Genomic DNA, 13696 nt, shown 5'->3' with positions numbered 1-13696 from the left:
GGAGAGCCCCAATGGACCTTGAACAATGCTTGCAGCAGGTGCATGACGAGCAGAGCTTCCTCGACTTCGTCCAGGCGCTGATTGCCGACCGCCGCCAGGCGCAGCGCATGGCCCAGGCCGGCGAGGCCGACAGTTGGCAGAACCATTGCATCGAGGATTTTCTCGACGGCGCCCACGCCTGGGCCGAGGCCACCGGCATCGGTGCCACCCAGGGGCTGGTGGAGGCTTCGCCCTGGCAGCGCTTCGCGGTGTTCCTGTACTGCGGCAAGATCTACGAATAGCGCCGCGCCAGCCGAAGGGCTAGTCGTCGAAGCCGCCCTGTTCGTGAATCTCGTCCATCTTCAATTCCAGGCGGTAGGCCACGGCAATGAACAGCGCCTGGCACAGGCACAGGGTGGCGCTCAGTGAGCGGAAGGCGAAGGAGCTGCCCTCGTTGACCAGCAGCACGCTGTTGGCGCGCTTGGCCAGGGGCGACAGGGTGCTGTCGGTGATGATCAGGGTCTTGGCCTGGTTGTGCTGAGCAATGCGCAGGCAGTGCTGGGTTTCCTTGGCGTAGGGGGTGAAGCTGATGGCGATCACCAGGTCGTTGGGGCGGATACTGCGCATCTGCTCGCGGTAGCTGCCCCCCAGCCCCGACACCAGGTGGATGCGCTTGTTGGTGTGCTGCAGGTTGTACACCAGGTAGTCGGCCACGGCGAAGGAGCGGCGCACCCCCACCACATAGATATTGTCGGTGTTGACCACCAGGTCCACGGCCTGCTCGAAGGCCGCGTCGTCCAGCTCCAGGCCCAGGCGCTCGATCCCCGACAGGGTGGCGCTGATGCAGTCGCGCGCCAGGTCGCCGTCGCTGGCCTTCTGCGACTTGTTGGCGATCAGGCTGCGGATGCGCTGCTGGTAGTTCTGCACCGGCGTGGCCTTGTGGGTGTAGGCCTGGCGGAACAGCGCCTGCATTTCACTGAAGCCGCTGAAGCCGAAACGCTGGGAAAAACGCACGATGGCCGAAGGGTGCACCTCGCACTCGCGGGCGATGTCGCTGATCCGGTCGACCATGATCCGGTCGCTCTGCTGGCTCATGTAGCTGGCGATGCGCTTGAGCTGGCGCGGCAGGCTCTCGTACTCCTCGGTGATCAACTGCAGCAGCCGCTCGGCATTGGCCGGAGGGCTGGCAAGGTCGCTCTCGGGCGTGCGATCGGACAGGGCCGGCTGATCGGTGCGGGACATAACGGATCCTTCTGAGGGTACTGATGGGAGCGACCGCGGGCGTCGCCCCCTGACAATAAATGGGCTGCGGGCAGTCTACAGGGTCGGCGCCGGGAAAATCTTGAGGGGCCCGGCCCCGGGCGCCTTGCTGAAACGATGCACGGCGCAGCCTTGGGCATTGCAGAAAAGTTTAATGGAAAAAATATTCCACGTAAAAAATTTATAGAATAAATATTGATTGGTGCCGGGAGACGTTCTAGTCTGCATCCACCAAGTAGGCCTGCCGGGGCAGTGCGCGACGGCAGGCAGCGGCTGATAAAAATAACAGGAGCCAGCATGGGCCAGACTCGTTTTGCCAGTGGGCGTCAATTGGATCTGATCTGCCTCGGACGCCTGGGCGTCGACCTCTACGCGCAGCAAGTGGGGGCCCGGCTGGAGGATGTCGCAAGCTTTGCCAAATACCTCGGCGGCTCGTCGGCGAACATTGCCTTTGGCACTGCGCGGCTGGGCCTCAAGTCGGCGATGCTGAGCCGGGTCGGTGACGACCACATGGGGCGCTTCCTGCTGGAGTCGCTGGTGCGCGAAGGCTGCGACGTCAGCGCCGTCAAGGTCGACCCGCAGCGCCTCACCGCCCTGGTCCTGCTGGGCCTCAAGGACCGCGAAACCTTCCCCCTGGTGTTCTACCGCGAGAACTGCGCGGACATGGCGCTGTGCGCCGCCGACATCGACGAAGCCTTCATCGCCTCCAGCAAGGCCCTGCTGATCACCGGCACCCATTTCTCCACCGATGGCGTCTACCGGGCCAGCCTGCAGGCCCTGGACTACGCGCAAAAGCACGGGGTCAAGCGGGTCCTGGACATCGACTACCGGCCGGTGCTCTGGGGCCTGGCGGGCAAGGCCGACGGCCAGACCCGGTTCGTGGCCGACCCGCAGGTCAGCCAGCATGTGCAGGGCATCCTGCCGCGCTTCGACCTGATCGTCGGCACCGAAGAGGAATTCCTGATTGCCGGTGGCAGCGACGACCTGCTGACGGCCTTGCGCACCGTGCGCTCCCTGAGCGCCGCTACCCTGGTGGTCAAGCTTGGCCCGCAAGGGTGCACGGTGATCCACGGCGAGATTCCGGAGCGCCTGGAAGACGGGGCGATCTACCCCGGCGTGCGGGTGGAGGTGCTCAACGTGCTGGGCGCCGGCGATGCCTTCATGTCCGGCTTCCTCAGTGGCTGGCTGGAAGAGGCCAGTGATGAGCGCTGCTGCCAGTTGGCCAACGCCTGCGGCGGCCTGGTGGTGTCGCGCCACGCCTGCGCCCCGGCGATGCCGACCCGGGCCGAACTGGACTATCTGTTCAGCAGCCCGGTGCCCATCACCCGTCCCGACCAGGACCCGGTCCTGCAACGCCTGCATCAGGTCAGCGTGCCGCGCAAGGCCTGGAAGCCCCTGTTCGTCTTTGCCTTCGACCACCGTGGGCAACTGGTGGAGCTGGCCCAACAAGCCGGTCGCGAGCTCAAGGCCATCGGTCAGCTCAAGCAACTCTTCATAGAAGCGGTGCAGCGGGTCGAAGCCGACCTGCGGCGCCGGGGCATCGAGGCCGATGTCGGCCTGCTGGCCGACCAGCGCTTCGGCCAGGAGGCGCTGAACGCCGCCACCGGGCGCGGCTGGTGGGTGGCGCGCCCGGTGGAAGTGCAGGGCTCGCGGCCCCTGGCGTTCGAGCACGGGCGCTCGGTGGGCAGCAACCTGATCGCCTGGCCCCAGGAACAGATCATCAAGTGCCTGGTGCAATTTCACCCGGACGACGACCCCCTGCTGCGCCTGGAACAGGAAGCGCAGATCCGTGGCCTGTACCAGGCGTCCCAGGTCAGCGGGCATGAACTGCTGCTGGAAATCATCCCGCCCAGGGACCTGCCCGGCGCTCATCCCGAGGTGCTCTACCGCAGCCTCAAGCGCCTGTACAACCTGGGCATCTACCCCGCGTGGTGGAAGATCGAGGCGCAGTCGGCCGAGGAATGGAAAAAGCTCGATGAGCTGATCCAGGAGCGCGACCCCTATTGCCGTGGCGTGGTGCTGCTGGGCCTGAATGCCTCGGCCGAAGCCCTAGCCGAGGGCTTCCGGCAAGCGGCTGACAGCCGCACCTGCCGGGGGTTTGCCGTGGGCCGCACGATTTTCCAGGAGCCCAGCCGAGCGTGGCTGGCGGGGGAGATCGACGACGACACCCTGATCCGGCAAGTGCAGGGCACCTTCGAGCAACTGATCAACGCCTGGCGCAGCGCCCGCCCTGTGTAGGAGCCGGCTTGCCGGCGAAGAGGGTCTTGAGCCTGGTGCCAGGCTCGCCGGTGCCTTCGCTGGCAAGCTAGTTCCTGCGAGTGCAAGGCCGTTCTCCACGCTTTCATGAATAACAACAAAAGGTGCAGCCATGCCCGCGATCCGAATTGGCATCAACCCGATCTCCTGGAGCAACGACGACCTGCCGGCCCTGGGCGGTGAAACGCCCTTGAGCACCGCCCTCAGCGAAGGCCGCGAGATCGGTTACCAAGGCTTCGAACTCAACGGCAAGTTCCCCAAGGATGCCAAGGGCGTGGGCGACGTGTTGCGCCCTTATGACCTGGCGCTGGTCTCGGGCTGGTACTCCAGCCGCCTGGCTCGGCGTTCGGTGGCCGAGGAAATCGACGCCATTGCCAGCCACGTCGAACTGCTCAAACGCAACGGCGCCTCGGTGCTGGTCTACGGCGAAGTGGCCGACTCGATCCAGGGCTTGCCGGTGCGGCTGATCGAGCGCCCGCGCTTCCACAGTGCACAGGCCTGGCAGGATTACGCCGACAAACTCACGGAGCTGGCGCGTTTCACCCTGTCCCAGGGCGTGCGCCTGGCCTATCACCACCACATGGGCGCCTACGTCGAGTCCCCGGCGGACATCGACACGCTGATGCGCCTGACCGGCGAGGAAGTCGGCCTGCTGTTCGATTCGGGCCATTGCTACATGGGCGGCGGCGAACCCCTGGAGGTGCTGCGCCGGCATATCGGGCGGGTGTGCCATGTGCATTTCAAGGACGTGCGCAAGCCGGTGGTGCAACTGGCGCGCAACAACCTGTGGAGCTTCCCGGACTGCATCGTCAACGGCACCTTCACCGTGCCCGGCGATGGCGACATTGACTTCGCCGCCTTGCTCGATGTGCTGCTGGACGCTGGCTACCAGGGCTGGCTGGTGGTGGAGGCCGAGCAGGACCCGGCGGTGGCGCCGAGCTACGTCTACGCGAAAAAAGGTTACGACACCCTGCGGGCCCTGCTGGACTCCGCGCTGCAACGCAGGAGGGCTACCCAATGAGCCTGCTGGTTAAAAGCGCTGCAAAGGGCCGGACCATGGTCCAGCTGCAAGAGGGCGCCCTGGAATACGTGGGGTTCAGTGCCTACCGCCTGGGCCTGGGGGAAAGCCTGCCGGTCAGCGCCGGCGACAAGGAGCTGTGCCTGGTGCTGCTCAGCGGCCGTATCGATGTGCAGGGCGAAGCGCCCCAGGGCGCCTTCCAGTGGCCCAACCTGGGTGACCGGCAATCGGTGTTCGAAGACAAATCCCCCTTTGCTGCCTACCTGCCGCCGGGCAGCCGGGCCCGTGTCACCGCCTTGAGCGATGTGCAGATCGCTGTGTGTGCCGCCCCGGGGGCAGTCGATAACGACCTCGGCCCTCGGCTGATCCGCCCGGAACAGTGCAGGCGCAGCGTGCGCGGCAAGGGCGCCAATACTCGCTACGTCTGCGACATCCTGCCCGACAGCGAGCCGGCCCATTCCCTGCTGGTGGTGGAGGTGCGCACGCCGTCCGGGCATTCCTCCAGCTACCCGCCGCACAAGCACGACACCGACGACCTGCCGCACCAGAGCTTTCTGGAAGAGACCTATTACCACCAGCTCAACCCGCCCCAGGGCTTCGTCTTCCAGCGGGTCTACACCGACGACCGCAGCCTGGACGAGGCCATGGCGGTGGAGCACCACGACCTGGTGGTGGTGCCCAGGGGGTACCACCCGGTCAGCGTGCCCTATGGCTACGAGTCCTATTACCTGAACGTGATGGCCGGGCCGAAGCGGGTCTGGCAGTTCCATAACGACCCCCGGCACAGCTGGCTGCTGGATCTGTGAACGACGCACCTTTGCCGATTTTCGGGGAGCTGGAAGATGACTCAGCCTTTGCGTTTTGCCTTGAACCGAATGGTCGCACCGCACCTGCCTCTGGCGGATTTTCTTGACCTGGCACTGGCCTTGAAGATCGATGCAGTGGAGCTGCGCAATGACCTCAAGGGTGTGGAGATCGAGGATGGCACGCCCCCCGAGCAGGTCCGCGAGCTGTGTGAGCAGCGTGGCATCCGGCTGCTGTCGATCAATGCCCTGTACCCCTTCGACCTGTGGGATGAACAGCGCCGCCAGCAGTTGCTGCACCTGGCCGGTTATGCCCGCACCTGCGGTGCCGAGGGCCTGGTGTTGTGCCCGCTGAACGACCCCGGCGACCGGCGCGGCGCGGGCCAGCGGGCCCAGGGGCTGGCGGCCGCCCTGGCCCGGATCGCGGAGGTTCTTCGCCAGCATGGCCTGCGCGGTTTTGTCGAACCCCTGGGGTTTGCCGAGTGTGCCCTGCGTGACAAGCGCAGCGCCGTGGACGCGATCCGCGCCGTTGGCGCGTTGGATGTGCTGAGCCTGGTGCACGACACCTTCCACCACACACTGGCCGGCGAACCCCAGCTGTTCGCCGAGCTCACCGGGCTGGTGCACCTCTCCGGTGTCGAGGGGCCGCCACTGCCTCTGGCAGCGCTGCGGGACGGTCATCGGGTGCTGGTGGGCGCGGCGGACCGGCTGGGCAACACGACGCAGATCGCCGCGTTGCTGGCGGGTGGTTACCGCGGCTACTTGTCCTTCGAGCCCTTTGCCGCGAGCGTTCACGATCGACCGGACCTGCAGCAGGCTCTGGAGCGCAGTATCCAGCACCTGCGCCAGGCCCTGGCCTGACCCCCCTTGTAGGCGCCGGCAAGCCGGCTTCCGCACAAAGAACAGTGAGAGTGCTGTATGGCCATTGAAGGAACACAGATGAGCACGATTCGACTGACCATGGCCCAGGCCCTGGTGAAATTCCTCGATAACCAGTACGTCGAGGTGGACGGGCAGCAGAGCCGGTTCATTGCCGGGGTCTTTACGATCTTCGGCCACGGCAATGTGCTGGGCATCGGCCAGGCGCTGCAGCAGGACCCGGGCCAATTGCGGGTGCACCAGGGCCGCAACGAGCAGGGCATGGCCCATGCCGCCATCGGGTTTGCCAAGCAGCACCTGCGGCGCAAGGTCTATGCCTGCACCGCTTCGGTGGGCCCCGGCGCGGCCAATATGCTGACCGCCGCGGCCACCGCCACGGCCAACCGCATTCCCTTGCTGCTGTTGCCCGGCGACGTGTTCGCCAGCCGCCAGCCGGACCCGGTGCTGCAACAGATCGAGCAGTTCCATGACCTGGGCATCAGCACCAACGATGCCTTCAAGGCGGTGAGCAAATACTGGGACCGGATCAACCGCCCGGAGCAGTTGATGAGCGCGGCGCTGCAGGCGATGCGGGTGCTGGCCGACCCGGCCCAGACCGGCGCGGTGACCCTGGCGCTGCCCCAGGATGTGCAGGCCGAGGCCTACGATTACCCGCTGAGCTTCTTCGCCCGACGGGTGCATCGCATCGACCGGCGGCCACCCACCGAAGCGATGCTGGCGGACGCCGTGGCGCTGCTGCGGGGCAAGCGCAAGCCATTGCTGATCTGCGGTGGCGGGGTCAAGTACGCCGCGGCCAACCAGGCCCTGCAGGCCTTTGCCGAGCGCTTCGCGATCCCGGTGGCCGAGACTCAGGCCGGCAAGAGCGCGCTGCTGTCCAGCCATCCATTGAACGTGGGCGGCATCGGTGAAACCGGCTGCCTGGCGGCCAACCTGCTGGCCCGGGAGGCCGACCTGATCATTGGCGTCGGTACCCGCTACAGCGATTTCACCACCTCGTCCAAGTGGCTGTTCCAGCACCCCCAGGTGCAGTTTCTCAACCTCAATATCAACCCCGGCGATGCCGTGAAGCTCGATGGCGTGCAACTGCTGGCCGATGCCCGCGCCGGCTTGCAAGCACTGGGCGAGGCCCTGGCCGGCAGCGCCTACCGCGCCGGCTGGGGCACTCGGGTGGCCGAGGCCAGGGCGCAGCTGGATGCCGAGCTGGAGCGGGTCCACGGCGTGCATTATCAGGGCGAGGATTTTGTGCCGGAGGTCAAGGACGCGCTGGACCCGGCGGTGCTGCGCGAGTTCATCGAGCTGACCGGCTCCTGCCTGACCCAGAGCCAGGTGCTGGGGGTGCTCAACCAGACCCTGGCCGACGATGCGGTGATTGTCGCCGCTGCCGGCAGTTTGCCCGGGGACCTGCAACGCAGCTGGCGCAGCAAGGGGCTCAACACCTACCACGTGGAATATGGCTATTCGTGCATGGGTTATGAAATTGCCGCGGCCCTGGGGGTCAAGCTCGCCGCCCCCGAGCGCGAGGTCTATGCCCTGGTGGGCGACGGCTCCTACCTGATGCTGCATTCGGAGCTGCTGACCTCGATCCAGGAGCAACGCAAGATCAACGTGGTGCTGCTGGACAACATGGCCTTCGGCTGCATCAACAACCTGCAGCTGGGCCAGGGCCTGGACAGCTTCGCCACCGAGTTCCGCTACCGCAACCCAGACAGCGACCAGCTCGACGGCGGCCTGATCCCGGTGGACTACGCCATGAGCGCCGCGGCCTACGGCTGCAAGACCTACAAGGTGAGGAACCTGGAGCAGCTCCACGCCGCCCTGGCGGACGCCCGGCTGCAGCGGGTCTCGACCCTGATCGATATCAAGGTGCTGCCCAAGACCATGCTCCACGGCTACCTGTCCTGGTGGCATGTGGCGGTGGCCGAGGTCAGCGGCAGTGAGAGGGTGGCCGCCGCGGCCGCCGCCATCGATCAGCAGTTGGCCAAGGCGCGCCAGTACTGAAACTCCCCAACCGAGCAACTACAGGAGTACACCCATGTCTTTGCAGCTAGGCGTTATCGGCACTGGTGCCATAGGTCAGGATCACATTCGGCGTTGCAGCCAGACCCTGCAGGGCTGCCGGGTGGTGGCGGTAACCGACATCGACCCGCAGCAGGCGGCCCGGGTGCTGGCCGGGCTCACGCTTGAGGCCGAGGTCTACCCCGACGGCCATGCCCTGATCCAGGCGCCGGAGGTCCAGGCGCTGCTGGTGACGTCCTGGGGCCCGAGCCACGAAGAGTTCGTGCTGGCGGCCATCGCCGCCGGCAAGCCGGTGTTCTGCGAAAAGCCCCTGGCGGTGACCGCCGCCGGCTGCCGGCGCATCGTCGAGGCCGAGATTGCCCACGGCCGGCGCCTGGTGCAGGTGGGGTTCATGCGCCCCTACGACGCCGGCTACCAGGCGCTCAAGGCGGTGGTGGACAGTGGGCGCATCGGTGAGCCGCTGATGCTGCACTGCGCTCACCGCAACCCGCGGGTGGGGGAGAACTACAAGACCGACATGGCCATCACCGACACCCTGATCCACGAGCTGGATGTGCTGCGCTGGCTGCTGGCGGACGACTATGTGTCGGTGCAGGTGCTGTTCCCGCGCAAGACCGGCAAGGCCCACGCCCAACTGCGCGACCCGCAGATCGTGCTGCTGGAAACCGCCCGGGGCACGCGGATCGACGTGGAGATCTTCGTCAACTGCCAGTACGGCTACGACATCCAGTGCGAAGTGGTGGGCGAGAGCGGCATCGCCCGCCTGCCGGAGCCGCCCCAGGTCCAGCTGCGCAGCGCGGCCAGCCTGTCCAGCGCGATCCTGATGGACTGGAAGGAGCGCTTCATCGCCGCCTATGACGTCGAGCTGCAGGCCTTTGTCGATGGCGTGCGCGCTGGCCGGGTGGGTGGGCCCTCGGCCTGGGACGGCCTGGCCGCGGCGGTGGCGGCCGACGCCTGCATCGAGGCCCAGCAGAGCGGGGCGATCGTCCCCATCAGCCTGCCCCAGCGCCCGGCGCTCTACGCCTGAACCCCGGGATTTCTGTAGGCGCTGGCTTGCCAGCGAAGGTGTTTTCCAGGGCGCTGCAAGGCGTGCGGGCCCCTTCGCCGGCAAGCCGTCTCCTGCGGGAAGCGAGGGATCGGGCTGCTGGAAATGCAATTGCAGTAAAATTCTAAAATGAGTTGATATAGAAATTATTTTCCAATAAAGTCGTTTCCAGGTAGCCGACCCTACAAGGTTCCCATGGCCTTCAAGCCCCGCTTGAGCCCTGGAGAACCCACCAACAAGAACAAACAGGTGCCGTCGATGAAAACCTTCCGCTCTGCTCTGCAATGGCTGTCCCGTACCCGGGGCGCCGCCTCCCGCGATCTGCCCGTCACTCCCTGGTCCTCTCGTTTATTGACCCTGCTCAGCGGCCTGTGTGTCGAACACCAGGGCGCGCTGCTGGGCTGCATGCCCGGGGCCCCGGTTCTGTATTCGCCGGCCTGAGCACGGCCACCCACCAACAAGCATGTGGAGAACGACTCTTAATGAACATTCAGAACCGAGTGGCGTGTCTTGCCCTGTCGCTGATGCTGTTCAGTGGCGCGGCGCTGGCCCAGGTGCGCATCGGCGTGAGCATGTCGCAGTTCGACGACACCTGGCTGACCTACCTGCGCGAGTCCATGGACCAGAAGGCCAGGTCCATGCCCGAAGGCGTGCAGTTGCAGTTCGAGGACGCCCGCAGTGATGTGGTCAAGCAACTGAGCCAGGTGGAAAGCTTCATCAGCCAGAAGGTGGACGCCATCGTGGTCAACCCGGTGGATACCGCCGCCACTCGCAAGATCACCGAGGCGGCGGTCAAGGCCGGGATTCCCCTGGTCTACGTCAACCGTCGCCCGGACGACCTGAACCTGCCCAAGGGCGTGGTCACCGTGGCCTCCGACGACCTGGAGGCAGGCAAGATGCAGATGCAGTACCTGGCCGAGAAAATGGGCGGCAAGGGCAGCATCGTGATCCTTCTCGGCGACCTGGCGAACAACTCCACCACCAATCGCACCAAGGGGGTCAAGGAGGTGCTGGCCCGGTACCCCGGGATCAAGGTCGACCAGGAACAGACAGGCGTCTGGCTGCGGGACAAGGGCATGACCCTGGTCAACGACTGGCTGACCCAGGGCCGCGAGTTCAATGCGGTGGTGGCCAACAACGACGAGATGGCCATCGGTGCGGCCATGGCCCTGAACCAGGCCGGGGTGGCCAAGGGCAGCGTGCTGATCGCCGGGGTCGACGGCACCCCCGACGGGCTGCGCGCGGTGCAGCGCGGCGAGCTGGCGGTGTCGGTGTTCCAGGACGCCAAGGGCCAGGCCGACGGCTCGGTGGAAACCGCGGTGAAGATGGCCAACAAGCAGCCGGTGGACGCCGCGGTGTGGATTCCCTACCGCCTGATCACCCCGGAAACGGTCGCCCAGTTCAAGTAGGCGCCGGCCCTTCAATCACACGCGGGCCGGGCGGCGCTGGCTGCCCGGCCGCTGGAGTAGCTGATCATGAACGCTTGTGCTACTGCTTCGAGCCTGCACTCCCTGAGCCCGGCCGTGGCGCCCCAGGAGCCCTACCTGCTGGAAGTGCTGAATGTCAGCAAGGGCTTTCCCGGGGTGGTGGCCCTGGCCAACGTGCAACTGCGGGTACGCCCCGGCACGGTCCTGGCGCTGATGGGCGAAAACGGTGCCGGCAAGTCGACCCTGATGAAGATCATCGCGGGCATCTATCAGCCCGACTCCGGCGAACTGCGCCTCAAGGGCCGGCCGGTGACCTTCGCCACGCCGCTGGCGGCGCTGCAGGCGGGGATCGCCATGATCCACCAGGAACTCAACCTGATGCCGCACATGAGCATCGCCGAGAACATCTGGATCGGCCGCGAGCAACAGAACCGCCTGGGCCTGATCGACCACCGGGAAATGCACCGCTGCACTGCCGCCTTGCTGGCGCGCCTGCGCATCGAACTGGACCCCGAGGAGCAGGTGGGCAACCTGAGCATCGCCGAGCGCCAGATGGTGGAGATTGCCAAGGCGGTGTCCTATGACTCCGACGTGCTGATCATGGACGAACCGACCTCGGCCATCACCGACAAGGAGGTGGCGCACCTGTTCTCGATCATTGCCGACCTCAAGGCCCAGGGTAAGGGCATCGTCTATATCACCCACAAGATGAACGAAGTGTTCGCCATCGCCGATGAGGTGGCGGTGTTTCGCGATGGCGCCTACATCGGCCTGCAACGGGCCGACAGCCTGGACGGCGACAGCCTGATCTCGATGATGGTGGGGCGCGAGCTGAGCCAGCTGTTTCCCCAGCGCGAGAAGCCTATCGGCGAGCTGCTGCTCAAGGTCCGCGACTTGCGCCTGGACGGGGTGTTCAAGGGCGTGTCCTTCGATCTGCATGCCGGGGAGATCCTCGGCATTGCCGGGCTGATGGGCTCGGGGCGGACCAATGTCGCCGAAACCCTGTTCGGCATCACCCCAAGCGATGGCGGCGAGATTGTCCTCGACGGCCAGCCCCTGCGCATCGGCGACCCGCACCGGGCGATCGAGAAGGGCCTTGCCCTGCTGACCGAGGATCGCAAGCTCAGTGGCCTGTTCCCCTGCCTGTCGGTCCTGGAAAACATGGAAGTGGCGGTACTGCCGCACTACGCCGGCGGCGGTTTTGTCCAGCAGAAGGCCTTGCGCGCCTTGTGCGAGGACATGTGCAGGAAGCTGCGGGTCAAGACCCCGTCCCTGGAGCAATGCATCGACACCCTGTCCGGGGGCAATCAGCAGAAGGCTCTGCTGGCGCGCTGGCTGATGACCCAGCCGCGGATCCTGATTCTCGACGAGCCGACCCGGGGCATTGACGTGGGGGCCAAGGCCGAGATCTACCGCCTGATCGCCAGTCTGGCCGGTGAGGGCATGGCTGTGATCATGATTTCCTCGGAACTGCCCGAGGTGCTGGGCATGAGCGACCGGGTCATGGTCATGCACGAAGGGCAACTGATGGGCACCCTGGACCGCAACGAGGCGACCCAGGAACGGGTCATGCAACTGGCTTCGGGCCTGAACTAGACGACATTCAACCCAAGGGTGGTGGCTGGCAATGAACGCGATAATCGACAACAAACCCGCGGCGGTGGCAGTCAAGCCCCGGCGACGACTGCCCACCGAGCTGAGCATCTTCCTGGTGCTGATCGGTATCGGCCTGGTGTTCGAGCTGTTTGGCTGGATCGTCCGCGACCAGAGTTTCCTGCTCAATTCCCAGCGCCTGGTGCTGATGATTCTCCAGGTCTCGGTGATCGGCCTGCTGGCCATCGGCGTGACCCAGGTGATCATCACCACCGGTATCGACCTGTCTTCCGGTTCGGTGCTGGCCCTGTCGGCGATGATTGCCGCCAGCCTGGCCCAGACCTCGGACTTCACCCGGGCGGTGTTTCCCTCGCTGACCGACCTGCCGGTGTGGATCCCGGTGCTCGCCGGGCTCGGGGTCGGCCTCCTGGCGGGGGCGATCAACGGCAGTGTGATTGCCCTGACCGGCATTCCTCCCTTTATTGCCACCCTGGGGATGATGGTCTCGGCCCGGGGGCTGGCGCGTTACTACACCCAGGGCCAGCCGGTGAGCATGCTCTCCGATTCCTACACCGCCATCGGCCACGGGGCGATGCCGGTGGTGATCTTCCTGGTGGTGGCGCTGATCTTTCATATCGCCCTGCGCTACACCAAGTACGGCAAGTACACCTATGCCATCGGCGGCAACATGCAGGCGGCGCGGACTTCGGGGATCAACGTCAAGCGCCACCTGGTGATTGTCTACAGCATTGCCGGGCTGCTGGCGGGGCTGGCCGGGGTGGTGGCCTCGGCGCGGGCCGCCACCGGGCAGGCGGGGATGGGCATGTCCTACGAGCTGGACGCGATTGCCGCGGCAGTGATCGGCGGCACCAGCCTGGCCGGCGGGGTGGGGCGCATCACCGGCACCGTGATCGGCGCGCTGATCCTCGGGGTCATGGCCAGTGGCTTCACCTTTGTCGGGGTCGATGCCTACATCCAGGACATCATCAAGGGCCTGATCATCGTGGTGGCGGTGGTCATCGACCAGTACCGCAACAAGCGCAAGCTCAAGCGCTGAGCAGGGGAGAGGCGCCGGCTGGTGCAGGAGCCGGCGTGCCAGCGAACACGCCCCCGAGCCCTGGCCCGCTTCAACGGTCTCTTCGCCGGCCGGTGCCCCTGGAAATCGTTGAAAACGGCCAGAATCCGCCGTCCGGCACTGCCGTTTGTCTTCTAACAGACCCATGGCTATGGAATTTTTTGTTATAAACGCACTCCAATAAACGCCACCAAAGCCCGCATTTGCGGGCTTTGTGCGGTTTGTCGGACAGATTCGCTGTCATTTCAGTTGCTGCGCCCTCAAACCGGCCTTAGACTGCCGCCCCTCGTAAATTGAGTGCCGGGTGGCGCTTGGAAGGTATGGCGCCTTTCTGATGACCTGACG

General features: G+C 65.7%; 12 protein-coding genes. 11 read left to right on the top strand and 1 reads right to left on the bottom strand.

From position 1 onward, the window contains the following. Positions 1-11 precede the first annotated feature (11 nt). A complete protein-coding gene (locus M2395_RS08020; RefSeq protein WP_053157953.1) occupies positions 12-281 on the top strand; it encodes a hypothetical protein in 270 nt (89 codons plus the stop codon). A gap of 19 nt (positions 282-300) precedes the next feature. On the opposite strand, the gene M2395_RS08015 is transcribed toward M2395_RS08020, so the two are convergent. Continuing rightward, positions 301-1221 (bottom strand): MurR/RpiR family transcriptional regulator, encoded by a 921-nt coding sequence (locus tag M2395_RS08015; protein WP_011060881.1) that lies wholly within the window; start codon positions 1219-1221, stop codon positions 301-303. Between the two features lie 315 nt (positions 1222-1536). On the opposite strand from M2395_RS08015, the gene iolC reads away from it, so the two are divergent. From iolC to M2395_RS07965, 10 genes are all read left to right on the top strand, one after another. Continuing rightward, positions 1537-3477 carry a 5-dehydro-2-deoxygluconokinase gene (iolC, locus tag M2395_RS08010; protein WP_123430931.1) on the top strand — a complete coding sequence of 647 codons (1941 nt, stop codon included), beginning with the start codon at positions 1537-1539 and terminating at the stop codon, positions 3475-3477. A gap of 130 nt (positions 3478-3607) precedes the next feature. Continuing rightward, positions 3608-4516, top strand: coding sequence for a myo-inosose-2 dehydratase (gene iolE / locus M2395_RS08005; RefSeq protein WP_123430930.1), 909 nt, complete (start codon positions 3608-3610; stop codon positions 4514-4516). Then, positions 4513-5319: a 5-deoxy-glucuronate isomerase gene (iolB, locus tag M2395_RS08000; protein ID WP_053151047.1), complete on the top strand. Its 807-nt coding sequence runs from the start codon at positions 4513-4515 to the stop codon at positions 5317-5319. The genes iolE and iolB overlap by 4 nt, the downstream gene beginning before the upstream one ends. Before the next feature lie 36 nt (positions 5320-5355). Further along, positions 5356-6177 (top strand): TIM barrel protein, encoded by an 822-nt coding sequence (locus M2395_RS07995; RefSeq protein WP_123430929.1) that lies wholly within the window; start codon positions 5356-5358, stop codon positions 6175-6177. A 78-nt stretch (positions 6178-6255) separates the two neighbouring features. Continuing rightward, positions 6256-8193 carry a 3D-(3,5/4)-trihydroxycyclohexane-1,2-dione acylhydrolase (decyclizing) gene (gene iolD / locus M2395_RS07990; protein ID WP_065363831.1) on the top strand — a complete coding sequence of 646 codons (1938 nt, stop codon included), beginning with the start codon at positions 6256-6258 and terminating at the stop codon, positions 8191-8193. A gap of 34 nt (positions 8194-8227) precedes the next feature. After that, positions 8228-9238 carry a Gfo/Idh/MocA family protein gene (locus tag M2395_RS07985; protein ID WP_072442195.1) on the top strand — a complete coding sequence of 337 codons (1011 nt, stop codon included), beginning with the start codon at positions 8228-8230 and terminating at the stop codon, positions 9236-9238. A gap of 213 nt (positions 9239-9451) precedes the next feature. Then, on the top strand, positions 9452-9697 hold the full coding sequence (locus M2395_RS07980) for a hypothetical protein (protein ID WP_011060888.1): 246 nt from the start codon (positions 9452-9454) through the stop codon (positions 9695-9697). A gap of 41 nt (positions 9698-9738) precedes the next feature. Continuing rightward, positions 9739-10665: a sugar ABC transporter substrate-binding protein gene (locus M2395_RS07975; protein ID WP_011060889.1), complete on the top strand. Its 927-nt coding sequence runs from the start codon at positions 9739-9741 to the stop codon at positions 10663-10665. A gap of 66 nt (positions 10666-10731) precedes the next feature. Continuing rightward, complete coding sequence (locus M2395_RS07970) at positions 10732-12279, top strand: sugar ABC transporter ATP-binding protein (RefSeq protein WP_072452259.1); 1548 nt, start codon at positions 10732-10734, stop codon at positions 12277-12279. A gap of 31 nt (positions 12280-12310) precedes the next feature. Continuing rightward, positions 12311-13333 carry an ABC transporter permease gene (locus M2395_RS07965; RefSeq protein WP_011060891.1) on the top strand — a complete coding sequence of 341 codons (1023 nt, stop codon included), beginning with the start codon at positions 12311-12313 and terminating at the stop codon, positions 13331-13333. Positions 13334-13696 lie beyond the last annotated feature (363 nt).

The organism is Pseudomonas sp. BIGb0176 (assembly GCF_024810175.1).
In the GTDB taxonomy this organism is placed as follows: Bacteria; Pseudomonadota; Gammaproteobacteria; order Pseudomonadales; family Pseudomonadaceae; genus Aquipseudomonas; species Aquipseudomonas protegens.
This window is presented reverse-complemented; position numbering and strand designations above follow the sequence as displayed.

Bases quoted from the DNA above. Each gene is read 5' to 3' on its own strand.
- M2395_RS07975 (WP_011060889.1), top strand. From the start codon at position 9,739: ATGAACATTCAGAACCGAGTGGCGTGTCTTGCCCTGTCGCTGATGCTG.
- M2395_RS07995 (WP_123430929.1), top strand. From the start codon at position 5,356: ATGACTCAGCCTTTGCGTTTTGCCTTGAACCGAATGGTCGCACCGCAC.
- M2395_RS08020 (WP_053157953.1), top strand. From the start codon at position 12: ATGGACCTTGAACAATGCTTGCAGCAGGTGCATGACGAGCAGAGCTTC.
- M2395_RS07970 (WP_072452259.1), top strand. From the start codon at position 10,732: ATGAACGCTTGTGCTACTGCTTCGAGCCTGCACTCCCTGAGCCCGGCC.
- iolB (WP_053151047.1), top strand. From the start codon at position 4,513: ATGAGCCTGCTGGTTAAAAGCGCTGCAAAGGGCCGGACCATGGTCCAG.
- iolE (WP_123430930.1), top strand. From the start codon at position 3,608: ATGCCCGCGATCCGAATTGGCATCAACCCGATCTCCTGGAGCAACGAC.
- M2395_RS07980 (WP_011060888.1), top strand. From the start codon at position 9,452: ATGGCCTTCAAGCCCCGCTTGAGCCCTGGAGAACCCACCAACAAGAAC.
- M2395_RS07965 (WP_011060891.1), top strand. From the start codon at position 12,311: ATGAACGCGATAATCGACAACAAACCCGCGGCGGTGGCAGTCAAGCCC.
- iolD (WP_065363831.1), top strand. From the start codon at position 6,256: ATGAGCACGATTCGACTGACCATGGCCCAGGCCCTGGTGAAATTCCTC.
- iolC (WP_123430931.1), top strand. From the start codon at position 1,537: ATGGGCCAGACTCGTTTTGCCAGTGGGCGTCAATTGGATCTGATCTGC.
- M2395_RS07985 (WP_072442195.1), top strand. From the start codon at position 8,228: ATGTCTTTGCAGCTAGGCGTTATCGGCACTGGTGCCATAGGTCAGGAT.
- M2395_RS08015 (WP_011060881.1), bottom strand. From the start codon at position 1,221: ATGTCCCGCACCGATCAGCCGGCCCTGTCCGATCGCACGCCCGAGAGC.